15 protein-coding genes are annotated in these 17,670 nt (G+C 41.9%); 9 read left to right on the forward strand and 6 right to left on the reverse strand.

What is annotated here, in order from left to right:
- Nucleotides 1–3 precede the first annotated feature (3 nt).
- From edd to zwf, 3 genes are read right to left on the reverse strand one after another with little or no spacing between them, the layout of a single operon-like run.
- Nucleotides 4–1,824: a phosphogluconate dehydratase gene (gene edd, locus G399_RS0114740; protein WP_006010376.1), complete on the reverse strand. Its 1,821-nt coding sequence runs from the start codon at nucleotides 1,822–1,824 to the stop codon at nucleotides 4–6.
- 9 nt (nucleotides 1,825–1,833) lie between these two features.
- Entirely contained in the window at nucleotides 1,834–2,526 is a 693-nt protein-coding gene (gene pgl / locus G399_RS0114745) for a 6-phosphogluconolactonase (RefSeq protein ID WP_006010378.1), read from the reverse strand.
- 9 nt (nucleotides 2,527–2,535) lie between these two features.
- A complete protein-coding gene (gene zwf, locus G399_RS0114750) occupies nucleotides 2,536–4,044 on the reverse strand; it encodes a glucose-6-phosphate dehydrogenase (RefSeq protein WP_006010380.1) in 1,509 nt (502 codons plus the stop codon).
- 471 nt (nucleotides 4,045–4,515) lie between these two features.
- Between zwf and G399_RS0114755 the strand changes: the two genes are divergently transcribed.
- From G399_RS0114755 to G399_RS0114765, 3 genes are all read left to right on the forward strand, one after another.
- On the forward strand, nucleotides 4,516–5,367 hold the full coding sequence (locus G399_RS0114755; RefSeq protein WP_006010382.1) for a MurR/RpiR family transcriptional regulator: 852 nt from the start codon (nucleotides 4,516–4,518) through the stop codon (nucleotides 5,365–5,367).
- A 95-nt stretch (nucleotides 5,368–5,462) separates the two neighbouring features.
- Nucleotides 5,463–6,899, forward strand: a complete 1,437-nt coding sequence (gene pyk / locus G399_RS0114760) for a pyruvate kinase (RefSeq protein ID WP_006010383.1) — start codon at nucleotides 5,463–5,465, stop codon at nucleotides 6,897–6,899.
- Nucleotides 6,900–7,005: 106 nt separating this feature from the next.
- Nucleotides 7,006–8,190: a saccharopine dehydrogenase family protein gene (locus tag G399_RS0114765; RefSeq protein ID WP_006010384.1), complete on the forward strand. Its 1,185-nt coding sequence runs from the start codon at nucleotides 7,006–7,008 to the stop codon at nucleotides 8,188–8,190.
- Between the two features lie 98 nt (nucleotides 8,191–8,288).
- Here G399_RS0114765 and G399_RS0114770 read toward each other — a convergent pair whose 3' ends face one another.
- Nucleotides 8,289–8,840 (reverse strand): NAD(P)H nitroreductase, encoded by a 552-nt coding sequence (locus tag G399_RS0114770; RefSeq protein ID WP_006010385.1) that lies wholly within the window; start codon nucleotides 8,838–8,840, stop codon nucleotides 8,289–8,291.
- A gap of 425 nt (nucleotides 8,841–9,265) precedes the next feature.
- Between G399_RS0114770 and sppA the strand changes: the two genes are divergently transcribed.
- Both sppA and G399_RS0114785 read left to right on the forward strand, forming a co-directional pair.
- Nucleotides 9,266–11,131, forward strand: a complete 1,866-nt coding sequence (gene sppA / locus G399_RS0114780; protein ID WP_006010389.1) for a signal peptide peptidase SppA — start codon at nucleotides 9,266–9,268, stop codon at nucleotides 11,129–11,131.
- A 118-nt stretch (nucleotides 11,132–11,249) separates the two neighbouring features.
- Nucleotides 11,250–11,738 (forward strand): SprT family zinc-dependent metalloprotease, encoded by a 489-nt coding sequence (locus G399_RS0114785; RefSeq protein WP_006010391.1) that lies wholly within the window; start codon nucleotides 11,250–11,252, stop codon nucleotides 11,736–11,738.
- A 76-nt stretch (nucleotides 11,739–11,814) separates the two neighbouring features.
- Here G399_RS0114785 and yfbV read toward each other — a convergent pair whose 3' ends face one another.
- Entirely contained in the window at nucleotides 11,815–12,261 is a 447-nt protein-coding gene (gene yfbV, locus G399_RS0114790) for a terminus macrodomain insulation protein YfbV (RefSeq protein WP_006010392.1), read from the reverse strand.
- 225 nt (nucleotides 12,262–12,486) lie between these two features.
- Here yfbV and trxB point away from each other — a divergent pair, with 225 nt between their 5' ends.
- From trxB to infA, 4 genes are all read left to right on the forward strand, one after another.
- The gene (gene trxB / locus G399_RS0114795; RefSeq protein ID WP_006010393.1) at nucleotides 12,487–13,437 is read left to right on the forward strand and encodes a thioredoxin-disulfide reductase; all 951 of its coding nucleotides are present in this window, start codon (nucleotides 12,487–12,489) and stop codon (nucleotides 13,435–13,437) included.
- A 47-nt stretch (nucleotides 13,438–13,484) separates the two neighbouring features.
- Nucleotides 13,485–14,222, forward strand: coding sequence for a leucyl/phenylalanyl-tRNA--protein transferase (aat, locus tag G399_RS0114800; RefSeq protein ID WP_006010395.1), 738 nt, complete (start codon nucleotides 13,485–13,487; stop codon nucleotides 14,220–14,222).
- Nucleotides 14,219–14,914: an arginyltransferase gene (locus G399_RS0114805; RefSeq protein WP_026843775.1), complete on the forward strand. Its 696-nt coding sequence runs from the start codon at nucleotides 14,219–14,221 to the stop codon at nucleotides 14,912–14,914. Before aat ends, G399_RS0114805 begins: the two co-directional genes overlap by 4 nt.
- A 79-nt stretch (nucleotides 14,915–14,993) precedes the next feature.
- Entirely contained in the window at nucleotides 14,994–15,212 is a 219-nt protein-coding gene (gene infA, locus G399_RS0114810) for a translation initiation factor IF-1 (protein ID WP_006010397.1), read from the forward strand.
- 182 nt (nucleotides 15,213–15,394) lie between these two features.
- Here infA and clpA read toward each other — a convergent pair whose 3' ends face one another.
- A complete protein-coding gene (clpA, locus tag G399_RS0114815; protein WP_006010399.1) occupies nucleotides 15,395–17,662 on the reverse strand; it encodes an ATP-dependent Clp protease ATP-binding subunit ClpA in 2,268 nt (755 codons plus the stop codon).
- Nucleotides 17,663–17,670: the final 8 nt, after the last annotated feature.

Below are 17,670 nucleotides of genomic sequence, written 5' to 3' on the forward strand. Positions count from 1 at the left end.
TGGTTACTCGTGCTTAAAGAATAATGAACAAGCGCCTTCCTCAGCACCTGTCAGAGATGCACGCATACTGCCAAACATCTCCCTTCCCATGCCTACATGGCTGTCGGTTAAATCCACCTTTGCGGATTCACGTGAGGCTAATTCGGTCTCTTCAACATGCAAGATACACTCACCTGTTGTGGTGTTTAATTCAATTACATCGCCATTTTTCACTTTCGCTATTAACCCGCCTTTATATGCCTCAGGGGTTAAGTGAATAGCTGCAGGTACTTTTCCAGAAGCGCCTGACATGCGACCATCAGTCACCAGCGCTACCTTAAAACCTTTGTCTTGCAACACACCCAATGGTGGTGTTAAACGGTGTAATTCAGGCATCCCAATTGCTGCTGGACCTTGGAATCGGACAACCACAACGCAGTCTTTATTTAAGTCACCTTGGTTAAACGCTTTATCAAAAGTATATTGATCTTCAAAAACAACCGCAGGCGCTTTGATGTGGCAATTTGGCTCACGTAATGCTGATGTTTTCATAACAGCACGACCGATATTGCCTTTTAATACCGACAAACCACCATCTGGTTTAAATGGTTCCGCGACGGTGGTTAACACCGCTTTATCAAGCGACTCTTCGGGACAGTCAACCCATAATAGTTCGCCGTCGCGCAAAATAGGTTCTTTTGTATATTGTTCTAAGCCTCTGCCACAAATTGTATTTACATCATTGTGCAGTAGACCAGCGCCTAGCAGTTCCTTAATCAACAAACCCGTACCACCAGCGGCAGTAAAATGATTTATGTCGGCAGAACCGTTTGGATAAATTCGCGTTAACAAAGGCGTTGCGTTGGATAGATCAGAAAAGTCATCCCAATTCACAATCAGGCCAGCGGCACGTGCAACAGCAACTAAGTGCATCGTATGATTGGTAGAACCGCCAGTTGCTAACAACGCAACAATACCATTCACCATTGATTTGGCATCAACGATATGACCTATGGGCATATAGCTTTCGCCTAAATCAGTAATACGCGTTGCCTGTACAGAAGCCGCTTTTGTTAGTGCCTCACGCAGTGGCGTGCCCGGATTAACAAATGAAGCCCCGGGTAAATGCAGGCCCATCACTTCAACCACTAGCTGATTACTGTTTGCGGTACCATAAAAAGTGCAAGTACCGGCAGAATGATATGATTGAGACTCAGCTTCAAGCAATTCATCACGGCCCACCTTGCCCTCGGCATAGGCTTGGCGAATGCGTGCTTTTTCTTTGTTTGGTAAACCCGATGGCATTGGACCTGCTGGCACAAATACCGTGGGCAAATGTCCAAAACTTAAACCACCTAATAATAATCCAGGGACTATTTTGTCACAAATACCCATCATAATAGTGGCGTCAAACATGTTATGAGAAAGTGCAATACCCGCCCCCATGGCAATGTTATCGCGACTCATCAAGCTTAATTCCATGCCGGCATTACCTTGAGTAACGCCATCACACATAGCCGGTACTCCGCCTGCAAATTGTGCAACGCTGCCAACTTCTCTAATGGCTTGTTTGATTTCTTGTGGGAATGTCTCGTAGGGCTGATGCGCAGATAACATATCATTGTAAGATGAAATGATGGCTATATTGGCTTTTACCATACTGCGTAAATTAGATTTATCTTCTGTATTACATGCTGCAAAACCATGCGCTAGGTTACCGCAAGACAACGCGCCTCTCAACGGACCCTGCTTGCGTGCTTTGGCTATTTTGTTTAAGTATGCTTGACGTGATTCTTTACTGCGCTCAACAATACGTTGAGTTACTTCTTGAATAATTGGATTCATATTTTTCTCCTAAGGGGCCCACATCAATTCAACTGTGGTCTTATCGCAAACAGCCTTAATTGGCTTTTCCAAGTCGCTGGAGTGTTCTAACGCATGATATAGTACGTCTCTTTTTTTCTGACCAGTTAGGTGCAGAAATACATTGGCGCTGCTAACAAGAGCGCGCAACGTAAAGGAAATGCGTTGATGTGGTGCAGTGGTTGGTTGTGTTGCGATTAACATCGCAGGTAGATTAACATCAAGACCTGCTTCAATTTGCGCTGAACATGGGAACAATGAAGCCGTGTGGCCATCTTCACCCATACCAAGAATAACAGCATCAAATGGCAAGCCAACTTTCATAAACGTCGCAGTTAATTGTTCTACTGCATCTTCGGCATTGTTATGCGCTGTTTTCAATGGAATGAAGTTAGCCGCTGCCGCTTTATCTTGCAGTAAATTTTGTCTTACCAGCTTTTCGTTGCTCGCTGCATCGGTTGATGCGACCCATCGTTCGTCAGCTAAAGTTATTGTTACCTTTGACCAATCAATAGCGCGAACAGACAAAGCTTTGAACAAGGGCACCGGTGTACTGCCACCACTGACCACTAAACTGGCTTTACCTTTTTCACTAATGGCTTGCTTTAATATATCTGCAATACGTTGACTGAAAACAGTCACCAATTCATTAGCTGAACTAAACGTGGTTATTTTTAAACTCATACTAAGCTCCTATTTGCCACGCTTCATTTTACTTTCATACCAAGAACGTCCTTCTCTCGCAAGCAGGGCAATGGAAGATACTGGTCCCCAGGTGCCAGCTTGATAGCTTTCGGCAGGTTCATTACTTTTACCCCAAGCGGCTTTAATCGAGTCTACCCACGTCCAGGCTTGTTCTATTTCGTCACGGCGTACAAACAATGCTTGATTACCAATCATGACTTCCAACAGCAGTTTTTCGTAAGCATCAGGTATTCGCTGGGCCTCGAATGCTTCTGAAAAGCTCAAGTTAAGTTTGGACTTCTGCAAGTCCATCGAACGAGAACTTGTCAAACCAGGCACTTTATTCATTACGGTTATTTCAACGCCTTCATCTGGCTGCAAACGGATCACTAATTTGTTTTGAGGCAGCGTAGTAAAACTATCCCCAAACAAGTTATGTGGTTGACGCTTGAAATAAATCACGACTTCACTGGTCTTATTTGGTAACCGTTTACCCGTTCTTAAATAGAATGGAACACCCGCCCAGCGCCAATTATCAATTTCAGCTTTAATCGCAACAAATGTTTCAGTCTTACTTTTTTCGTTAGCGTCAGGTTCTTCAAGGTAACCAGGCACTTCCGCACCGCGCACAAAACCGGCGACATATTGTCCTCTGACCGTTTTTTCTGCCACGTTCGATGAATTAATTGGGCGCAGCGCTTTGAGTACTTTCAGCTTTTCATCGCGAATACTGTCAGCGTCTAAGGTCGTCGGCGGTTCCATTGCAACCAAGGACAAAATTTGTAAAAGATGATTTTGCACCATATCTCGCATTTGACCCGCATCATCAAAATAACCCCAACGCCCTTCAATACCGACTGACTCAGCAACGCTAATTTGCACATGATCAATGCAGTTATGATCCCAGTTAGTTGCAAAAATGCTGTTTGCAAAACGTAATGCTATCAAATTCAGCACCGTTTCTTTACCCAAGTAATGATCGATGCGGTAAATTTGTCTCTCACTGAAAAACGCCGCGACTTGCTCATTAATTACTTTTGACGATGCTAAATCATGACCGATGGGTTTCTCTAACACCACTCTTACACTAGGGTCGATTACATTAGCGGCTTTCATGCCCTTACAAATATCACCGTATATCGAAGGCGGTGTTGCGAAATAACAAACCATGGTGCGAGAGACATCAACATGCTCACAAAGTTTTGAATAATCCTCTGCATTTTTCATATCAATTTGAACATAATCTAAACGTTGTTCAAATCGTTGCCATGTTTCATCGCAAAAAGTTTCGCCTAAAAACTTGCTGATATTTTCTTTAACCTTAGAAACATATTCTGCTTGTTGCATGTCTTGACGCGCAACACCGATAATATTGGTGTCGCTATTTAATAGCTTAGCTTTTTCAAGCTGATAAAGGGAAGGAAGTAGTTTGCGTCTTGCTAAGTCACCTAAGGTGCCAAATAAAACAAAATCAATGGGTTCGTAACCAGAATTGGTTGCCCCAGTATCTATAATCATAGTAGCCTCTTTGCATCGAATTCGTGCAACATTGTAATTATTGACAGGTAATCGTTGTACATAGTAGACAACAAATGTAGTAATATTACAACTAATACAAGTTCGAAACACCAAACTCTTTAACAAAAAATAAACAGCACATTTGTTTTTATAATATCAATATACTAGTCATCTTGAAAATCATACATTTGTTTATTTACAGCACCTATACTGACTATAAAGCATAGAAATCTTTGTGTATAAAATAACTAAATGAGCCGATAACTGATGGTAATAGTTAGGCTTAAATTCAGTGAAATGTTAATTATTGTTGTCAATAAGTTACAACAAAAATGACAAACGTTAAAAATAATCGTAGTATTATTACAGTTTAACTGTTCGTGAGCGACCAAAAGAATTTCCGAATTTACTTGGGGCGTGCTAAAAATAACAAAGAGAGTGAATAAAAGCCTCTTTAGCGAGATAATAATAATGAACATCCTCGAAAAAATTACACGGCAAAAAGCTGATTTCAGTAAATCAGAAAAAAAAGTAGCTGAAGTTATCCTTGCGAATCCACAAGTGGCTATTCATTCTTCAATTGCAACATTAGCTAAAATGTCGAACGTTAGTGAGCCAACAGTCAATCGATTTTGCAGACGATTAGACACCAAAGGATACCCAGACTTTAAATTGCATCTAGCGCAAAGCCTCGCCAATGGTACCCCATATGTAAATCGTCACGTTGATGAATTTGACGGGCCGACGGAATACACCAATAAAATTTTCGAATCCACCATGGCCTCATTAGAAGTGGCTCGTCAGTCACTTGATATCGCGACGGTCAATCGAGTGGTAGACCTACTAACTCAAGCTAAAAGGATTTCATTTTTTGGTGTGGGAGCGTCTTCTTCGGTGGCTCATGACGCACTCAACAAATTCTTTAGATTTAACGTGCCTGTCGTCTATTTTGAAGATACATTAATGCAGCGCATGAGTTGTATGAACTGCACGGAAGAAGATGTCGTGATGTTAATTTCGCATACAGGTAGAACCAAAAGTTTGGTTGATATTGCACAAATTGCAAGATCAAATGACGCTGTTGTTGTAGGCATAACTTCTGCTGATAGTCCATTAAGCAAAGAGTGCAATTACGTACTTTCGCTAGCGGTTCCTGAAGATACTGACTTATATATGCCAATGGCCTCTCGTATTGCGCAACTGACATTAATTGATGTTTTAGCAACGGGTTTCACTCTTCGCAGAGGCACCAGGTTTAGAGAGAACTTAAAAAGAGTAAAAGACACCCTACGGGGCAGCCGCTTTAACAAAACAGAGACGTAGTTATCGATTGATTTTAGTTTTAACGTCAAGCTGTCACTGCTTACACACAAAAGCAACAAATAAATCCGAAACCACAACACAAATTGAGTAAAGATATGTCGCGTAGAACAAAAATACTTGCCACTTTAGGTCCTGCAACTGATACCCAGGAGATGATTGAAGCCATTATAGCAGCAGGTGCAAACGTGGTTAGGATGAACTTTTCGCATGGTAATGCGCAAGACCACATTGAGCGAGCGAATAAAGTGCGCATCGCGGCAAAAAAACTGAACAGATATGTGGCTATTCTAGGCGATCTCCAAGGTCCTAAAATACGTGTTTCTCGCTTCATAGATTCAGCCGTTCAATTAGACATTGGACAAACATTTACATTAGATGCCGAACTCGAGGTCAATGTAGGCACCAATGAAGCCGTTGGCATCGATTATAAAGCCCTTCCTGATGATGTTAGCGAAGGCGATTTATTGTTATTAGATGATGGTAGGATTCAGCTGCTTGTCAATCGCGTTGAAGGCAGCAAAGTAATTACAACGGTTACGGTTGGCGGCAAACTATCCAATAATAAAGGCATTAACCGCCAAGGCGGTGGATTGACAGCTGAAGCATTAACAGAAAAAGACAAACGTGACATTGTTACTGCAGCCGAAATTGGTGTTGATTATTTAGCCGTCTCTTTTCCTCGCTGCGGCGCTGACCTCGATTATGCACGCGAGCTAGCACTGCAAGCTGGCTCGAAGGCTAAAATTTGTGCCAAAGTTGAACGCGCAGAAACTGTTGCCAGCGAAGCCGCCATGGACGATATCATTCTGGCGTCTGACGCCGTCATGGTAGCCCGCGGCGACTTAGGTGTAGAAATTGGTGATGCTGAACTTGTCGGTGTACAAAAGAAATTGATTGCACGTTCCAGACAGCTAAATCGGGTTGTCATTACGGCTACACAAATGATGGAATCAATGATTGAAAGCCCAATGCCAACGCGTGCTGAAGTCATGGATGTGGCAAACGCAGTCCTTGACGGTACAGATGCAGTGATGCTTTCAGCCGAAACTGCAGCCGGTAAATATCCTGTTGAAACTGTTAAAGCAATGGCCAGAGTTTGTGAAGGTGCGGAACTACACCCAAATGTTCAAATATCTAAACATCGATTAGATGAATTCTTTAAAGATGTGAGTGAAACGACTGCTATGTCAGCAGTGTATGCAGCAAATCACTTACCTACAATTAAAGCGATTGTCGGCCTCACCGAAAGTGGCACAACACCCAAATTAATGTCCAGAATTACCACGTCTTTGCCGATTATTGCAATGTCTAGACACATCGCAACATTGAACATGATGGCGCTTTACCGTGGTGTTATACCGCTATATTTTGATTCAACAAAAAGCCTTCCCGGTGCATTGACCTTTGATGTTATCGAGGCGCTAAAAGAATCAGGCCTGCTGCAAGTTGGTGATCAAGTCATCTTAACGTATGGCGATCGTATGGAAACTGTTGGTGCTACGAATGCATGTAAAATTGTGACTATCGCTTAAAAGAAGTTTGAGTGATACGCATAAATAATCTAAAAAAATACTGTCGAGCAACCTTCGGTCGTATAGTTAAAGGCTAGACTGACAATATTTTAATAAAGAGACAAGCATGTTAAATACCGCAAATAAAAAATATGATGTTGTAATTTTCGGCGCCACTGGCTTTACCGGTAAGCTAGTTGTCGAATACTTTCTTAGTCAATACGCAGGTAATGACCAAATTAGCTGGGCAATGGCTGGTAGGAACTTGGAAAAACTCGCCAAAGTCCGAGACCAATTAAATGCGCCTGCCGACACGCCATTAATCGAGGCTAATGGCGAAGACGCGGATAGTATCGCTAACTTAGTCGAGCAAACTGCTGTTGTGTTAACCACAGTAGGCCCTTATCAATTATACGGTGAAAACTTGATAAGAGCCTGTGCTGTATCTGGTACTGGTTACGTTGACCTTTGTGGTGAACCAACTTGGATGCACGACATGATTACTAAATATCAAACACAAGCGCAAAGCAGTGGCGCTAAAATTATATTTTCATGTGGTTTCGATTCTATACCTTTTGACCTTGGCGTTTTCCATTTACAGCAGAAAGTAATTGCTGAAACGGGTTCCCCCCTTGAATATGTCAAAGGTCGAGTGCGTAAAATGCAAGGCAAATTCTCAGGCGGCACTGCAGCCAGTTTGAAAGCCACTATGAAAGCTGCATTTGCAGACCCAAGCGTGATGGAAGTGCTAAAAAACCCATATGCTCTGGCATCAACAACCAATGCTGTCGAACAACCAAATGGTGAAAAACCTTATTTTGATGAGGCTTTAGGAAGTTGGGTTGCACCATTTATCATGGCCGCAATTAACACTCGTAATGTACATCGTTCAAATATGTTACTCGGCCATCAGTATGGGCATAATTTCAAATATGATGAAATGATGCTTACTGGTCCTGGTGAGCGTGGCGAAGCAACAGCAAATGCTGTCGCGAGCGATAAGTCATTGGGTGGCGATGACGGTCCTAAGCCAGGCGAAGGTCCGACCAAGGAAGAACGTGACAATGGTTTTTACGACGTCATGTTTGTCGGCCAAGATATTAACAACAAAACACATATTGTTAGCGTTGCAGGTGAAGTTGATCCTGGTTACGGTTCAACGTCTCGAATGATTGCTGAAAGCGCTTTGTGTTTAGTGGAAAATGTGGACAATATTCAAGGTGGATTTTATACAACTGCTCCAGCGCTGGGTAATGCATTAATAAAACGCTTACGAGATAATGCAGGACTCACTTTCAAAATAGAGGCATAAAGTCTCTCAAAAATGTCAACACGTGTGTTGTTTCAAGCGAGATCGCTGAACGTTCCAATGATCTCGCTTGAAGATATACAGAAAGCGTCTGCAACTGATTATTCCCAAACATCGAAATACGCACTACTTGTGCGTTTTAGTTTTGCCATGGTTTTCAACTTACTGCTGCCCAAATAAAGAAAACCCAGAATTTCATCATGCTCAAAACACCCAAATGCATCTTTAACAATTTTGTCTTGGGCATAACTCCCGGATCGCCAAACGCCCTGAAAACCCTGCGCCAATGCTGCCATTTGCATACTGTGAACAGCACAAGCAGTTGATGCAACCTGTTCAACCCAAGGGACTTTATCGTCTTCTTTGTACTTACAAATAGCCACAATGACCATTGGTGCTCGCAATGGAAGTTGCATAGCTCGGTCGACAATAGCTTGTCCAACGCCAGAACTTATTGCTGCCTGCTCGAATATTTCTCCTAACTTAACGAGTCCTTTTCCCTTACAAACAATAAATTGCCAAGGTGTTAAACAGCGATGGTCTGGCGCACGCAAAGCTGCTTGCATGATGTTCTCCAAAACAATTCCTTCTGGCGCTGGCTCGGTCAATCGTGGTTGAGAACTTCGGTTTAGTAATAGATCTAAAGCTTGCACATTCGTCTCCAAAAAAACGGTATATAAATTATGTTACCTGTCTAGGATTACAAAGACAGTCAAAAGTATTTTTATGCAAACAAAACGTAGGCATATAGCATACTGTGTTTTATCCTATTGTAATGTACTCTTGTACTTAAAAGAAAGAACAACACGCGAAGTTATGATGCAGCAACCCGAAAAATTAAGGCCGCTCCAACACATTATGCGTAAACATGCGAAGGCGCCGCATATTCAGAGACGTCAAAGCGCTCTGTTAATGACCTACGCAAACCATGATCACAAAGGAGTAGCTCAAATAATTAAAGCTTGGTTAAGTGAGCAACAAGTTAAACCGTAACAAACAATTACATTTAAGTGTTGTCGTTTGTGAAAGCAATTCGATATCATGCATAATGAAGGAAACTAAAAGGTAAATTAATAAAATGTCAGAGAAAAAGAGTTGGACTAAGTCGTTTTTTATCGGTTCTTGGAACGTCATCAATTTTACGAGAAAGTTCGTTTTGAACCTTATATTCTTCATCATACTGATTGCCGTTCTTGTTGGAATTAGCAATTCAAGCGGTGAAAAAGCCACGGTAGATAAAAGCAGTGCGCTAGTCCTAAACCTAACCGGGAACTTGGTAATTGAGCAACAATATGTCGAACCTGCTGCAAAATTTGCAGCAGAAGCATTTGGTCAAGCTACTGATAATCCGGAAGTATTAGTGAGAGATCTGGTCAAGGTCATCAACAATGCCAAGGAAGACAAACGAATCAAGGCCTTAGTCTTGCAATTAGGTGGACTTGGTGGCGGTGGTTTAGACAAAATGCGTTTAGTAGCGGCAGCACTGACCGACTTTAAAACCTCTGGTAAACCTATTTATGCAATGGCTGATTATTATGGACAGAATCAATATTACTTGGCCGCTCATGCTGACAATCTTTATCTTAACCCAATGGGTGCGATGATTATTGAGGGTTATGGTCGCTACAGAATGTATTACAAAGAAGGCTTAGAAAAACTGCGCGCCTCAGTACACGTATTTAAAGTAGGAAAATTTAAATCTGCTGTAGAACCTTTTCTACGTGACGACATGTCACCTGAAGCGAGACTCGCCAATGAAATGTGGATGAACGAGCTATGGGCACAGTATAAATCAGATGTTGCGATTGCAAGAAAAATGGACATAAGCAACTTTGACGAGAAAATTGAACAATTGCTCCCTAAATTTGAATCAGTCAACGGTGACTTTGCTGAATATGCATTGCAAAATGGTTGGGTAGATGGCTTAAGATCACGCAACGAATTCCGTGAGGAAATGGTCGCGCTATTAGGTGAGGCTGATAATAAGCGAGGATATAACACCGTTAGTTATCAGAAATATTTAGAATTAATTACACCTAAGATTGCATTACCTGAATCATCTAAAGATAAGGTAGCTATTGTTATCGCCAAAGGAACTATTTTGGATGGCACTCAAAAGCCGGGCACAATAGGGGGCGACAGCACTGCCGCGTTATTGAGAGAAGCGCGCCTAGACAACAAAGTAAAAGCGGTTGTGTTGCAAGTTGACTCAGGCGGCGGTAGTGCTTTTGCTTCTGAAGTTATTCGTAAAGAAATAGATCTCATTAAGGCAGCAGGTAAACCTGTGGTTGCTTCAATGGCGACATATGCAGCATCTGGTGGTTATTGGATATCTGCAAGTGCTGACGAAATTATCGCTGAGCCTAGCACCATAACTGGCTCCATTGGTATTTTCGGCATGATAACAACGTTTGAAAGAACTTTGGAATATGTTGGTGTGAGAACCGATGGTTTAGGTACAACCGAATTCGCTGGTATGAGCCCGACACGAGCACTTTCTCCTGGTATCAAGCAAATTATTCAGATGAACATTGAACGTGGATACGAACGCTTCATTAACCTAGTCGCGACCGAACGTGGAATGACAGCAGAAGCTGTTGATAAAATTGCCCAAGGTCGGGTTTGGATAGGGACGCAAGCGCTAGAACTTGGTTTGGTAGATAAATTAGGGAACTTGCAGGATGCGATTGAATCAGCTGCTGCCTTGGCCGAATTAGAGGACTATGATACTAAATATATTGTTAAAACATTGTCTGATAAAGAATTGTTCTGGCAGAGTTTCTTAGCAGGAACTGCCTCTGTATTTTCTGGCTTAGATATTGAGCCGAAAACAAGTGCTTTCCAAGAAATATTGGCTAGAGTAGATGCAGACTTGAAACAATTTACACAATTGAATGACCCACTGGCAACTTATGCAATGTGCATTGAATGCCAAGTTGAGTAAAACTTAGCGCTAAGTAACGGCTGTTAAGTTACGTTTTTGAAGGTAGGTTATTATACATAAACGCAAAAATGGACAGTTTCGACTGTCCATTTTTTTATGCCTACAGTAAACTACAAGAATGAACGATATCGACCTTCTCAACTCAGCAGAGACAGCAATTGAACAAAGCTGTCAACTTGCCAATACGTACTTTTCAACACGCTTTGCAATGCCCTCTGTTAGCTTAAACCAGCGAGGTAAAATTGCAGGAAGCGCGCACTTACAAAAAAATATAATCAAATTAAATAAGAAGCTATTTATACAAAATTTCGAGGACTTTTTACATCAAGTTATCCCTCACGAAGTTGCACATATAATTTGCTATCAAAAATTTGGAAAGGTGAAGCCACACGGCATCGAATGGCAGGGTATTATGCGCTCGCTATTCAGTTTAGATGCCAACGTTACCCATAAATATGATGTCGCCAATATTGGCATGCAAGATTTTGCTTATCGGTGTGACTGCAATGAGTTAATAATGTTAAGCACCGTTCGTCATAACAAAGTATCGCGTGGCAAGCACCGTTACCGTTGCCAGAAATGCAAGTCATTGTTAACACCGGCCTAACTGCCCTGCAGTGGCACTTTAACTTGCCGTGTTAATTTGTGCTGATTGAATACGTTATTAGCCGAGTGTCAATAACTTAAAATAAATGTTTGGTAAATGCTTTGTCCAACTCAGAAAACGCAGTTCGCAGCAAGCAAGCTAGCTCATGAAATCGTGGTTGAGACTTTGGGTGCTCTACAGCGCACCCTTGTTGTTGCATCTTTAGGTAAATGTCCTGATACCACGCCTTTATAGCCGGCGGTAGCACTTTTTGCGAGCGAAACCCGAGCCAAATGAGACCTTGCACCGGTAAACTTAAAAAGAATAAACCCAACGTTAGTGCTTGGGGCAGTTGCGACAATCCCATAAAATGGAACTGCACCGCAACCGTCAATACGGCTAACGCTGGCATCACTTTGAAACCAAATTTGGTGGCGGCAATAATTCTGCACTCGGGAAAAAGGCCATACAGTTGCTTTTGCATTGGCCAAGCGTCCATGTAGCTTTGGCCTTGCTGAATTACATTTGGTAGTTGATTAGTCATATACGTTCACCGTTTCTAAACTAAACCCGAATTGCCTTGATATTAGCACAAAAAAGAAACAATATTTCTTCATTATTACAAAACGATCGCAGATATAGTGATTAAGCATGGAGGCTTTCCTAAAGTAGTTTATACTTCTGCTCGTACAAGCAAAGATCAACATTGAATTGAAAATAACCATCCCAATATCGGTCTTACACTATCACGCAGTTTTTGGAGATTTACATGGCACAAACCAGACACGTACCCTTGCTTATATTAGGGTCTGGACCAGCAGGCTATTCAGCCGCTGTGTACGCAGCAAGAGCAAACTTAAAACCCGTTTTGTTAACTGGCATTGAACAGGGTGGTCAATTGACCACCACAACTGACGTGGAAAACTGGCCAGGCGATCCAGAAGGCTTAACAGGGCCTGATTTAATGGTTCGTATGCAAAAGCATGCGGAAAAGTTCGATACTGAAATTATCATTGATCATATTCACACAACAGATTTAAGCAAACGACCGTTTACGCTAGCGGGCGATCAAAGCGTTTACACTTGCGATGCACTTATTATTTCAACTGGGGCATCGGCCAAGTATCTTGGCTTACCGTCTGAAACAGAATTTATGGGTAAAGGCGTTTCAGCCTGCGCAACCTGCGATGGTTTCTTTTATAAAAATCAAAAAGTAGCTGTTGTTGGCGGCGGAAACACCGCTGTAGAGGAAGCACTCTACTTATCTAATATCGCTTCAGAAGTGCATGTTGTGCACCGTCGAGAGAGCTTTCGTAGTGAAAAGATACTTGTAGACCGCTTAATGGAGAAAGTAAAGAACGGCAACGTTATATTGCATCTAAACAAAGAACTCGATGAAATACTTGGTGACAATATGGGCGTTACCGGCATCAACATTAAAGATACGCAAAGCAGTGATATCTCTAAAATTGATGTTATGGGGGTGTTCATCGCCATTGGTCATTCGCCTAATACCAGCATTTTTGACGGCCAATTAGAAATGAAAGATGGCTACATCAAAGTAAAAAGTGGCCTAGAAGGTAATGCAACGCAAACTAGCGTTGAAGGTGTCTTTGCTGCCGGCGACGTCAGCGACCATGTTTATAGACAAGCAATTACATCAGCTGGAACGGGTTGTATGGCAGCGCTTGATGCTGAAAAGTTCTTGGATGCCCAGTAGTCGTTTGCTAACATTCAGACAGGCGGTAATTCCTCTCAGGAAGCCGCATGATTGAATTATTTAAACTCGACCACACGAATGATTTCCCCGCTGTCGATTTTGCGCTAGATGAGCCTAATGGCTTACTAGCGTTTGGCGGTGATCTGTCAATTAACAGGCTAATAAATGCTTATCGCTTAGGCATATTCCCATGGTTTGGCAATGAAGACCCTTATCTTTGGTGGTCACCCGATCCCCGCGGCATATTAGAGTTAGATAAATTTCATACCTCCAAGACCTTGCGTAAATCACTGAAAAAAGGCGAATATCAAGTCACGCTAAATAATAATTTTTTAGAGGTTATTAATCAATGTTCCCGGATACCAAGAAAAGCGTCTGGATTGAAACAAGCTGATCAAACCAGCACACAAACTTGGATAACCGATGAAATGGTTCAATCCTATGTTGAATTACATGAAGCAGGATATGCGCATTCAATTGAAGTTTGGCATAAAGAAGATATGGTTGGCGGACTGTATGGTGTTTCTGTTGGTGGCGTTTTTTGTGGCGAATCTATGTTTCACTCTAGAACAGATGCATCAAAAGTTGGCTTATATGCACTGGTTCAACATATGAAAAATGGTAATATGGGTTTTATAGACTGCCAAATGGAAACACCTCATTTAGCCACTTTAGGCTGTGAAACAGTTTCTAGAGATTCATTTCTCAAACGTTTAGACCATTATAAAGACCGCAAAATAAATCCTGAAATTTGGCGTTCTCAATCATTAGGAAAGTTGATTTGAAATTTGGTATTACACAACAATTTGACTGTAACTATCTGCCAGACAGAAAAGAACAGTTACTTGTGTGTGTTGAACCCACTGCTGTTCTGCAACATGTTTTCTCAGACTTAACAGAGTCTGGTTTTAGACGCTCGGGCGAGCAAATATACCGGCCACACTGTTTACATTGCAACCAGTGCCAATCAATCAAAATATTAGCCAGAGCGTTTACTATCAGCAAAAGCCAAAAACGCGTTTTATCTAAAAACAAAGATTTGCAGATAAAAATTAGTCAGCAAAATAAGTCCGAATATTACTTATTATACGAAAAGTACATCAATAATGTGCACTTTGATGGCGCTATGTTCCCCGCCTCAAAAGAACAATATGATGGCTTTGTTAATTGTGAATGGCAACGGCCTATCTTTATCGAAGCCTTTTTGGATGACGAACTTATCGGAGTTGCCGTCACCGATAAACTCAAGTACGGCTACTCCGCGCTATATACATTTTTTAAGCCCAGTATGAGCAAACGCTCGCTTGGTATCTTTTTTATACTACAGCAAATCCAATTAACTGCAGACGAGCACCTTCCCTACCTTTATTTAGGCTACCAAGTTGATGCATGTAAAAAAATGAATTACAAACAGAACTTTTACCCGCATGAACGTTTCTTTGACAATAAGTGGCATTTATCTGTAAAAAACACATGAATCCCTTTACATACCAGTGCATTTGAGTTACTTTCTGCGCGGCAAAATATTGACTAACATATTGAGGTTGTTGCTTTAGATGGCAAAAGAAGATTGTATTGAAATGGAAGGTACGGTGTTAGACACACTACCAAACACCATGTTCCGAGTAGAATTGGAAAATGGTCACGTAGTGACTGCGCATATTTCAGGTAAAATGCGTAAAAACTACATTCGTATATTAACTGGTGACAAAGTCACCGTTGAGATGACTCCATACGACCTAAGTAAAGGCCGTATCATCTATAGAGCGCGTTAATGGTCAAGCTGAGGCCTTAAGGTCAACAGGACTATTCCTTTTGATTTAAACGCTCGGACTCAGACGATGCTAGCTTACAATGATGTTGTTCATTACTTAAACAAGCAAAAAAGTTTCAAAAAAAACCGCCTTTCGGCGGTTTTTTAATTTCTCTATTTAATCACTAAAATAAAAAATAATGATTAAGCCTCAGATTTAGCTTTCGTTATCGGAGCGTATGCGAAAGTCAACTCATCTTTTTTCAGATCGACTTTCACTTCACCACCGTTGCTTAATTTCCCAAACAATAACTCAGAAGCAAGTTCCTTTTTAAGTTTCTCCTGAATAATCCGAGCCATTGGTCTTGCACCCATTGTCTTGTCATAACCTTTCTTAGCAAGCCAATCACGCGCTTTATCTGTAACTTCTAATGAAACGCCTTTCTGATCAAGCTGAGCCTGCAATGCGATAATAAACTTATCTACGACCTGCAGAATAACTTGCTCGTCTAAATGATTAAACCAAACGATCCCATCAAGTCGGTTCCTAAACTCAGGTGCAAATGTCTTATTTATCTCAGACATTGCGTCATGACTATGGTCTTGTTCTTTGAAGCCAATAGACTTGCGCATTGTTTGTTGCACGCCAGCATTAGTCGTCATTACCAGCACAACATTTCTGAAATCCACCTTACGACCATTATTGTCGGTAAGTGTACCGTGGTCCATTACTTGCAATAGTATATTGTAAATGTCTGAATGAGCTTTTTCCATTTCATCCAATAGAACCACGCAGTATGGGTTTTTAATAACCGCATCCGTTAGTAATCCACCTTGGTCGTAACCAACGTAGCCTGGTGGTGCACCAATTAAGCGCGAAACCGCATGACGCTCCATGTATTCAGACATATCAAAACGCGCCAACTCTACACCCATCACCTTAGCAAGTTGTTGGGTGACTTCGGTTTTTCCTACTCCGGTTGGACCTGCGAATAAGAAGCTACCAATTGGCTTAGACTCATCACCTAAACCAGAACGAGATAGCTGAATTGCGTCTGACAGTATGTCAATCGCTTTGTCTTGGCCAAACACTACCATTTTAAGATTGCGCCCAAGGTTCTTTAGTACTTCCTTGTCAGAGCTTGACACGGACTTCTCAGGAATGCGTGCAATCTTGGCGATGATTTGTTCAATATCGCTGACATTAATAGTTTTCTTGCGCTTTGAAGCAGGCAACAAACGCTGACTTGCTCCGGCTTCGTCCATCACGTCTATTGCTTTATCCGGTAAATGGCGTTCGTTAATGTATTTAGCTGAGAGCTCCGCTGCCGCAGCTAAGGCCTTTTGCGTGAACCGCACACTGTGATGTTCCTCATAACGAGACTTCAAGCCCATCAAAATTTTTGTCGTATCGCTGACACTAGGCTCAACAACATCGACTTTTTGGAAGCGACGAGCAAGTGCTCGGTCTTTTTCAAAAATACTTTGAAACTCTTGGTACGTTGTTGCACCAATACAGCGTAACTCACCACTGCTTAATTTTGGTTTCAACAAATTCGACGCGTCCATGACTCCGCCAGATGCTGCACCGGCACCGATGATAGTATGAATTTCATCGATAAAAAGAATCGCATCAGGATCATTGCTGAGTTCTTTTAAAATACCTTTCAAACGTTTTTCAAAGTCGCCTCTATACTTTGTACCCGCGAGTAAAGCACCTAGGTCAAGTGAATAAACGGTGGATGAGGCAATAACATCAGGTACATTTTCTTGCACAATTCGATACGCTAGGCCTTCAGCAATTGCCGTTTTACCGACGCCAGCCTCGCCAACTAATAGCGGATTATTCTTTCGACGGCGACATAAAATTTGGATACTTCTTTCTAATTCTTGATCGCGACCAATAAGCGGATCAATCTTGCCCTCTTTAGCGGCAACATTTAGGTTGCTCGTATATTTCGACAGCATCGACTGATTTTCTTCATTTTCAGCGCCCTCTTCCTGAACTTCTTCGGGCGTATCTGAACCTTCGTCGGCTTTGCTAACGCCGTGTGAAATGTAATTGACGACATCTAAGCGAGTAACGTCAGCCTTTTTAAGAATGTAAACGGCCTGTGATTCTTGCTCACTAAAAATAGCGACCAGTACGTTTGCTCCGTTTACTTCACCTTTGCCAGAAGATTGAACATGAAATACTGCACGTTGTAATACGCGCTGGAATCCTAGCGTTGGCTGCGTTTCACGCTCGCTGCTTTGTTGTTCCGACATCAAAGGTGTGGTTTCATTGACGAAATCTGTTAGTTCTGTGCGCAATGCTTCGATACTTGCACCGCACGCTTTCAACGCCTCTTTAGCGGCAGAATTGTCGAGCAACATAAGTAACAAATGCTCTACAGTCATAAATTCATGACGATGCTGACGCGCGAAAACAAAGGCTTCATTCAATGTTTGTTCTAAATCTTTATTTAACATTTCTTCCC

Origin of the sequence: Brumicola pallidula DSM 14239 = ACAM 615, from assembly GCF_000428905.1 — a bacterium.
GTDB classification, from domain to species: Bacteria; Pseudomonadota; Gammaproteobacteria; order Enterobacterales; family Alteromonadaceae; genus Glaciecola; species Glaciecola pallidula.

What these genes read in the sequence shown, in the direction of transcription:
- yfbV (WP_006010392.1), bottom strand. Translation starts at nt 12,261, where the DNA reads ATGACTAATCAACTACCAAATGTAATTCAGCAAGGCCAAAGCTACATG.
- G399_RS0114755 (WP_006010382.1), top strand. Translation starts at nt 4,516, where the DNA reads ATGAACATCCTCGAAAAAATTACACGGCAAAAAGCTGATTTCAGTAAA.
- clpA (WP_006010399.1), bottom strand. Translation starts at nt 17,662, where the DNA reads ATGTTAAATAAAGATTTAGAACAAACATTGAATGAAGCCTTTGTTTTC.
- edd (WP_006010376.1), bottom strand. Translation starts at nt 1,824, where the DNA reads ATGAATCCAATTATTCAAGAAGTAACTCAACGTATTGTTGAGCGCAGT.
- sppA (WP_006010389.1), top strand. Translation starts at nt 9,266, where the DNA reads ATGTCAGAGAAAAAGAGTTGGACTAAGTCGTTTTTTATCGGTTCTTGG.
- trxB (WP_006010393.1), top strand. Translation starts at nt 12,487, where the DNA reads ATGGCACAAACCAGACACGTACCCTTGCTTATATTAGGGTCTGGACCA.
- pgl (WP_006010378.1), bottom strand. Translation starts at nt 2,526, where the DNA reads ATGAGTTTAAAAATAACCACGTTTAGTTCAGCTAATGAATTGGTGACT.
- infA (WP_006010397.1), top strand. Translation starts at nt 14,994, where the DNA reads ATGGCAAAAGAAGATTGTATTGAAATGGAAGGTACGGTGTTAGACACA.
- G399_RS0114765 (WP_006010384.1), top strand. Translation starts at nt 7,006, where the DNA reads ATGTTAAATACCGCAAATAAAAAATATGATGTTGTAATTTTCGGCGCC.
- zwf (WP_006010380.1), bottom strand. Translation starts at nt 4,044, where the DNA reads ATGATTATAGATACTGGGGCAACCAATTCTGGTTACGAACCCATTGAT.
- aat (WP_006010395.1), top strand. Translation starts at nt 13,485, where the DNA reads ATGATTGAATTATTTAAACTCGACCACACGAATGATTTCCCCGCTGTC.
- G399_RS0114785 (WP_006010391.1), top strand. Translation starts at nt 11,250, where the DNA reads ATGAACGATATCGACCTTCTCAACTCAGCAGAGACAGCAATTGAACAA.
- pyk (WP_006010383.1), top strand. Translation starts at nt 5,463, where the DNA reads ATGTCGCGTAGAACAAAAATACTTGCCACTTTAGGTCCTGCAACTGAT.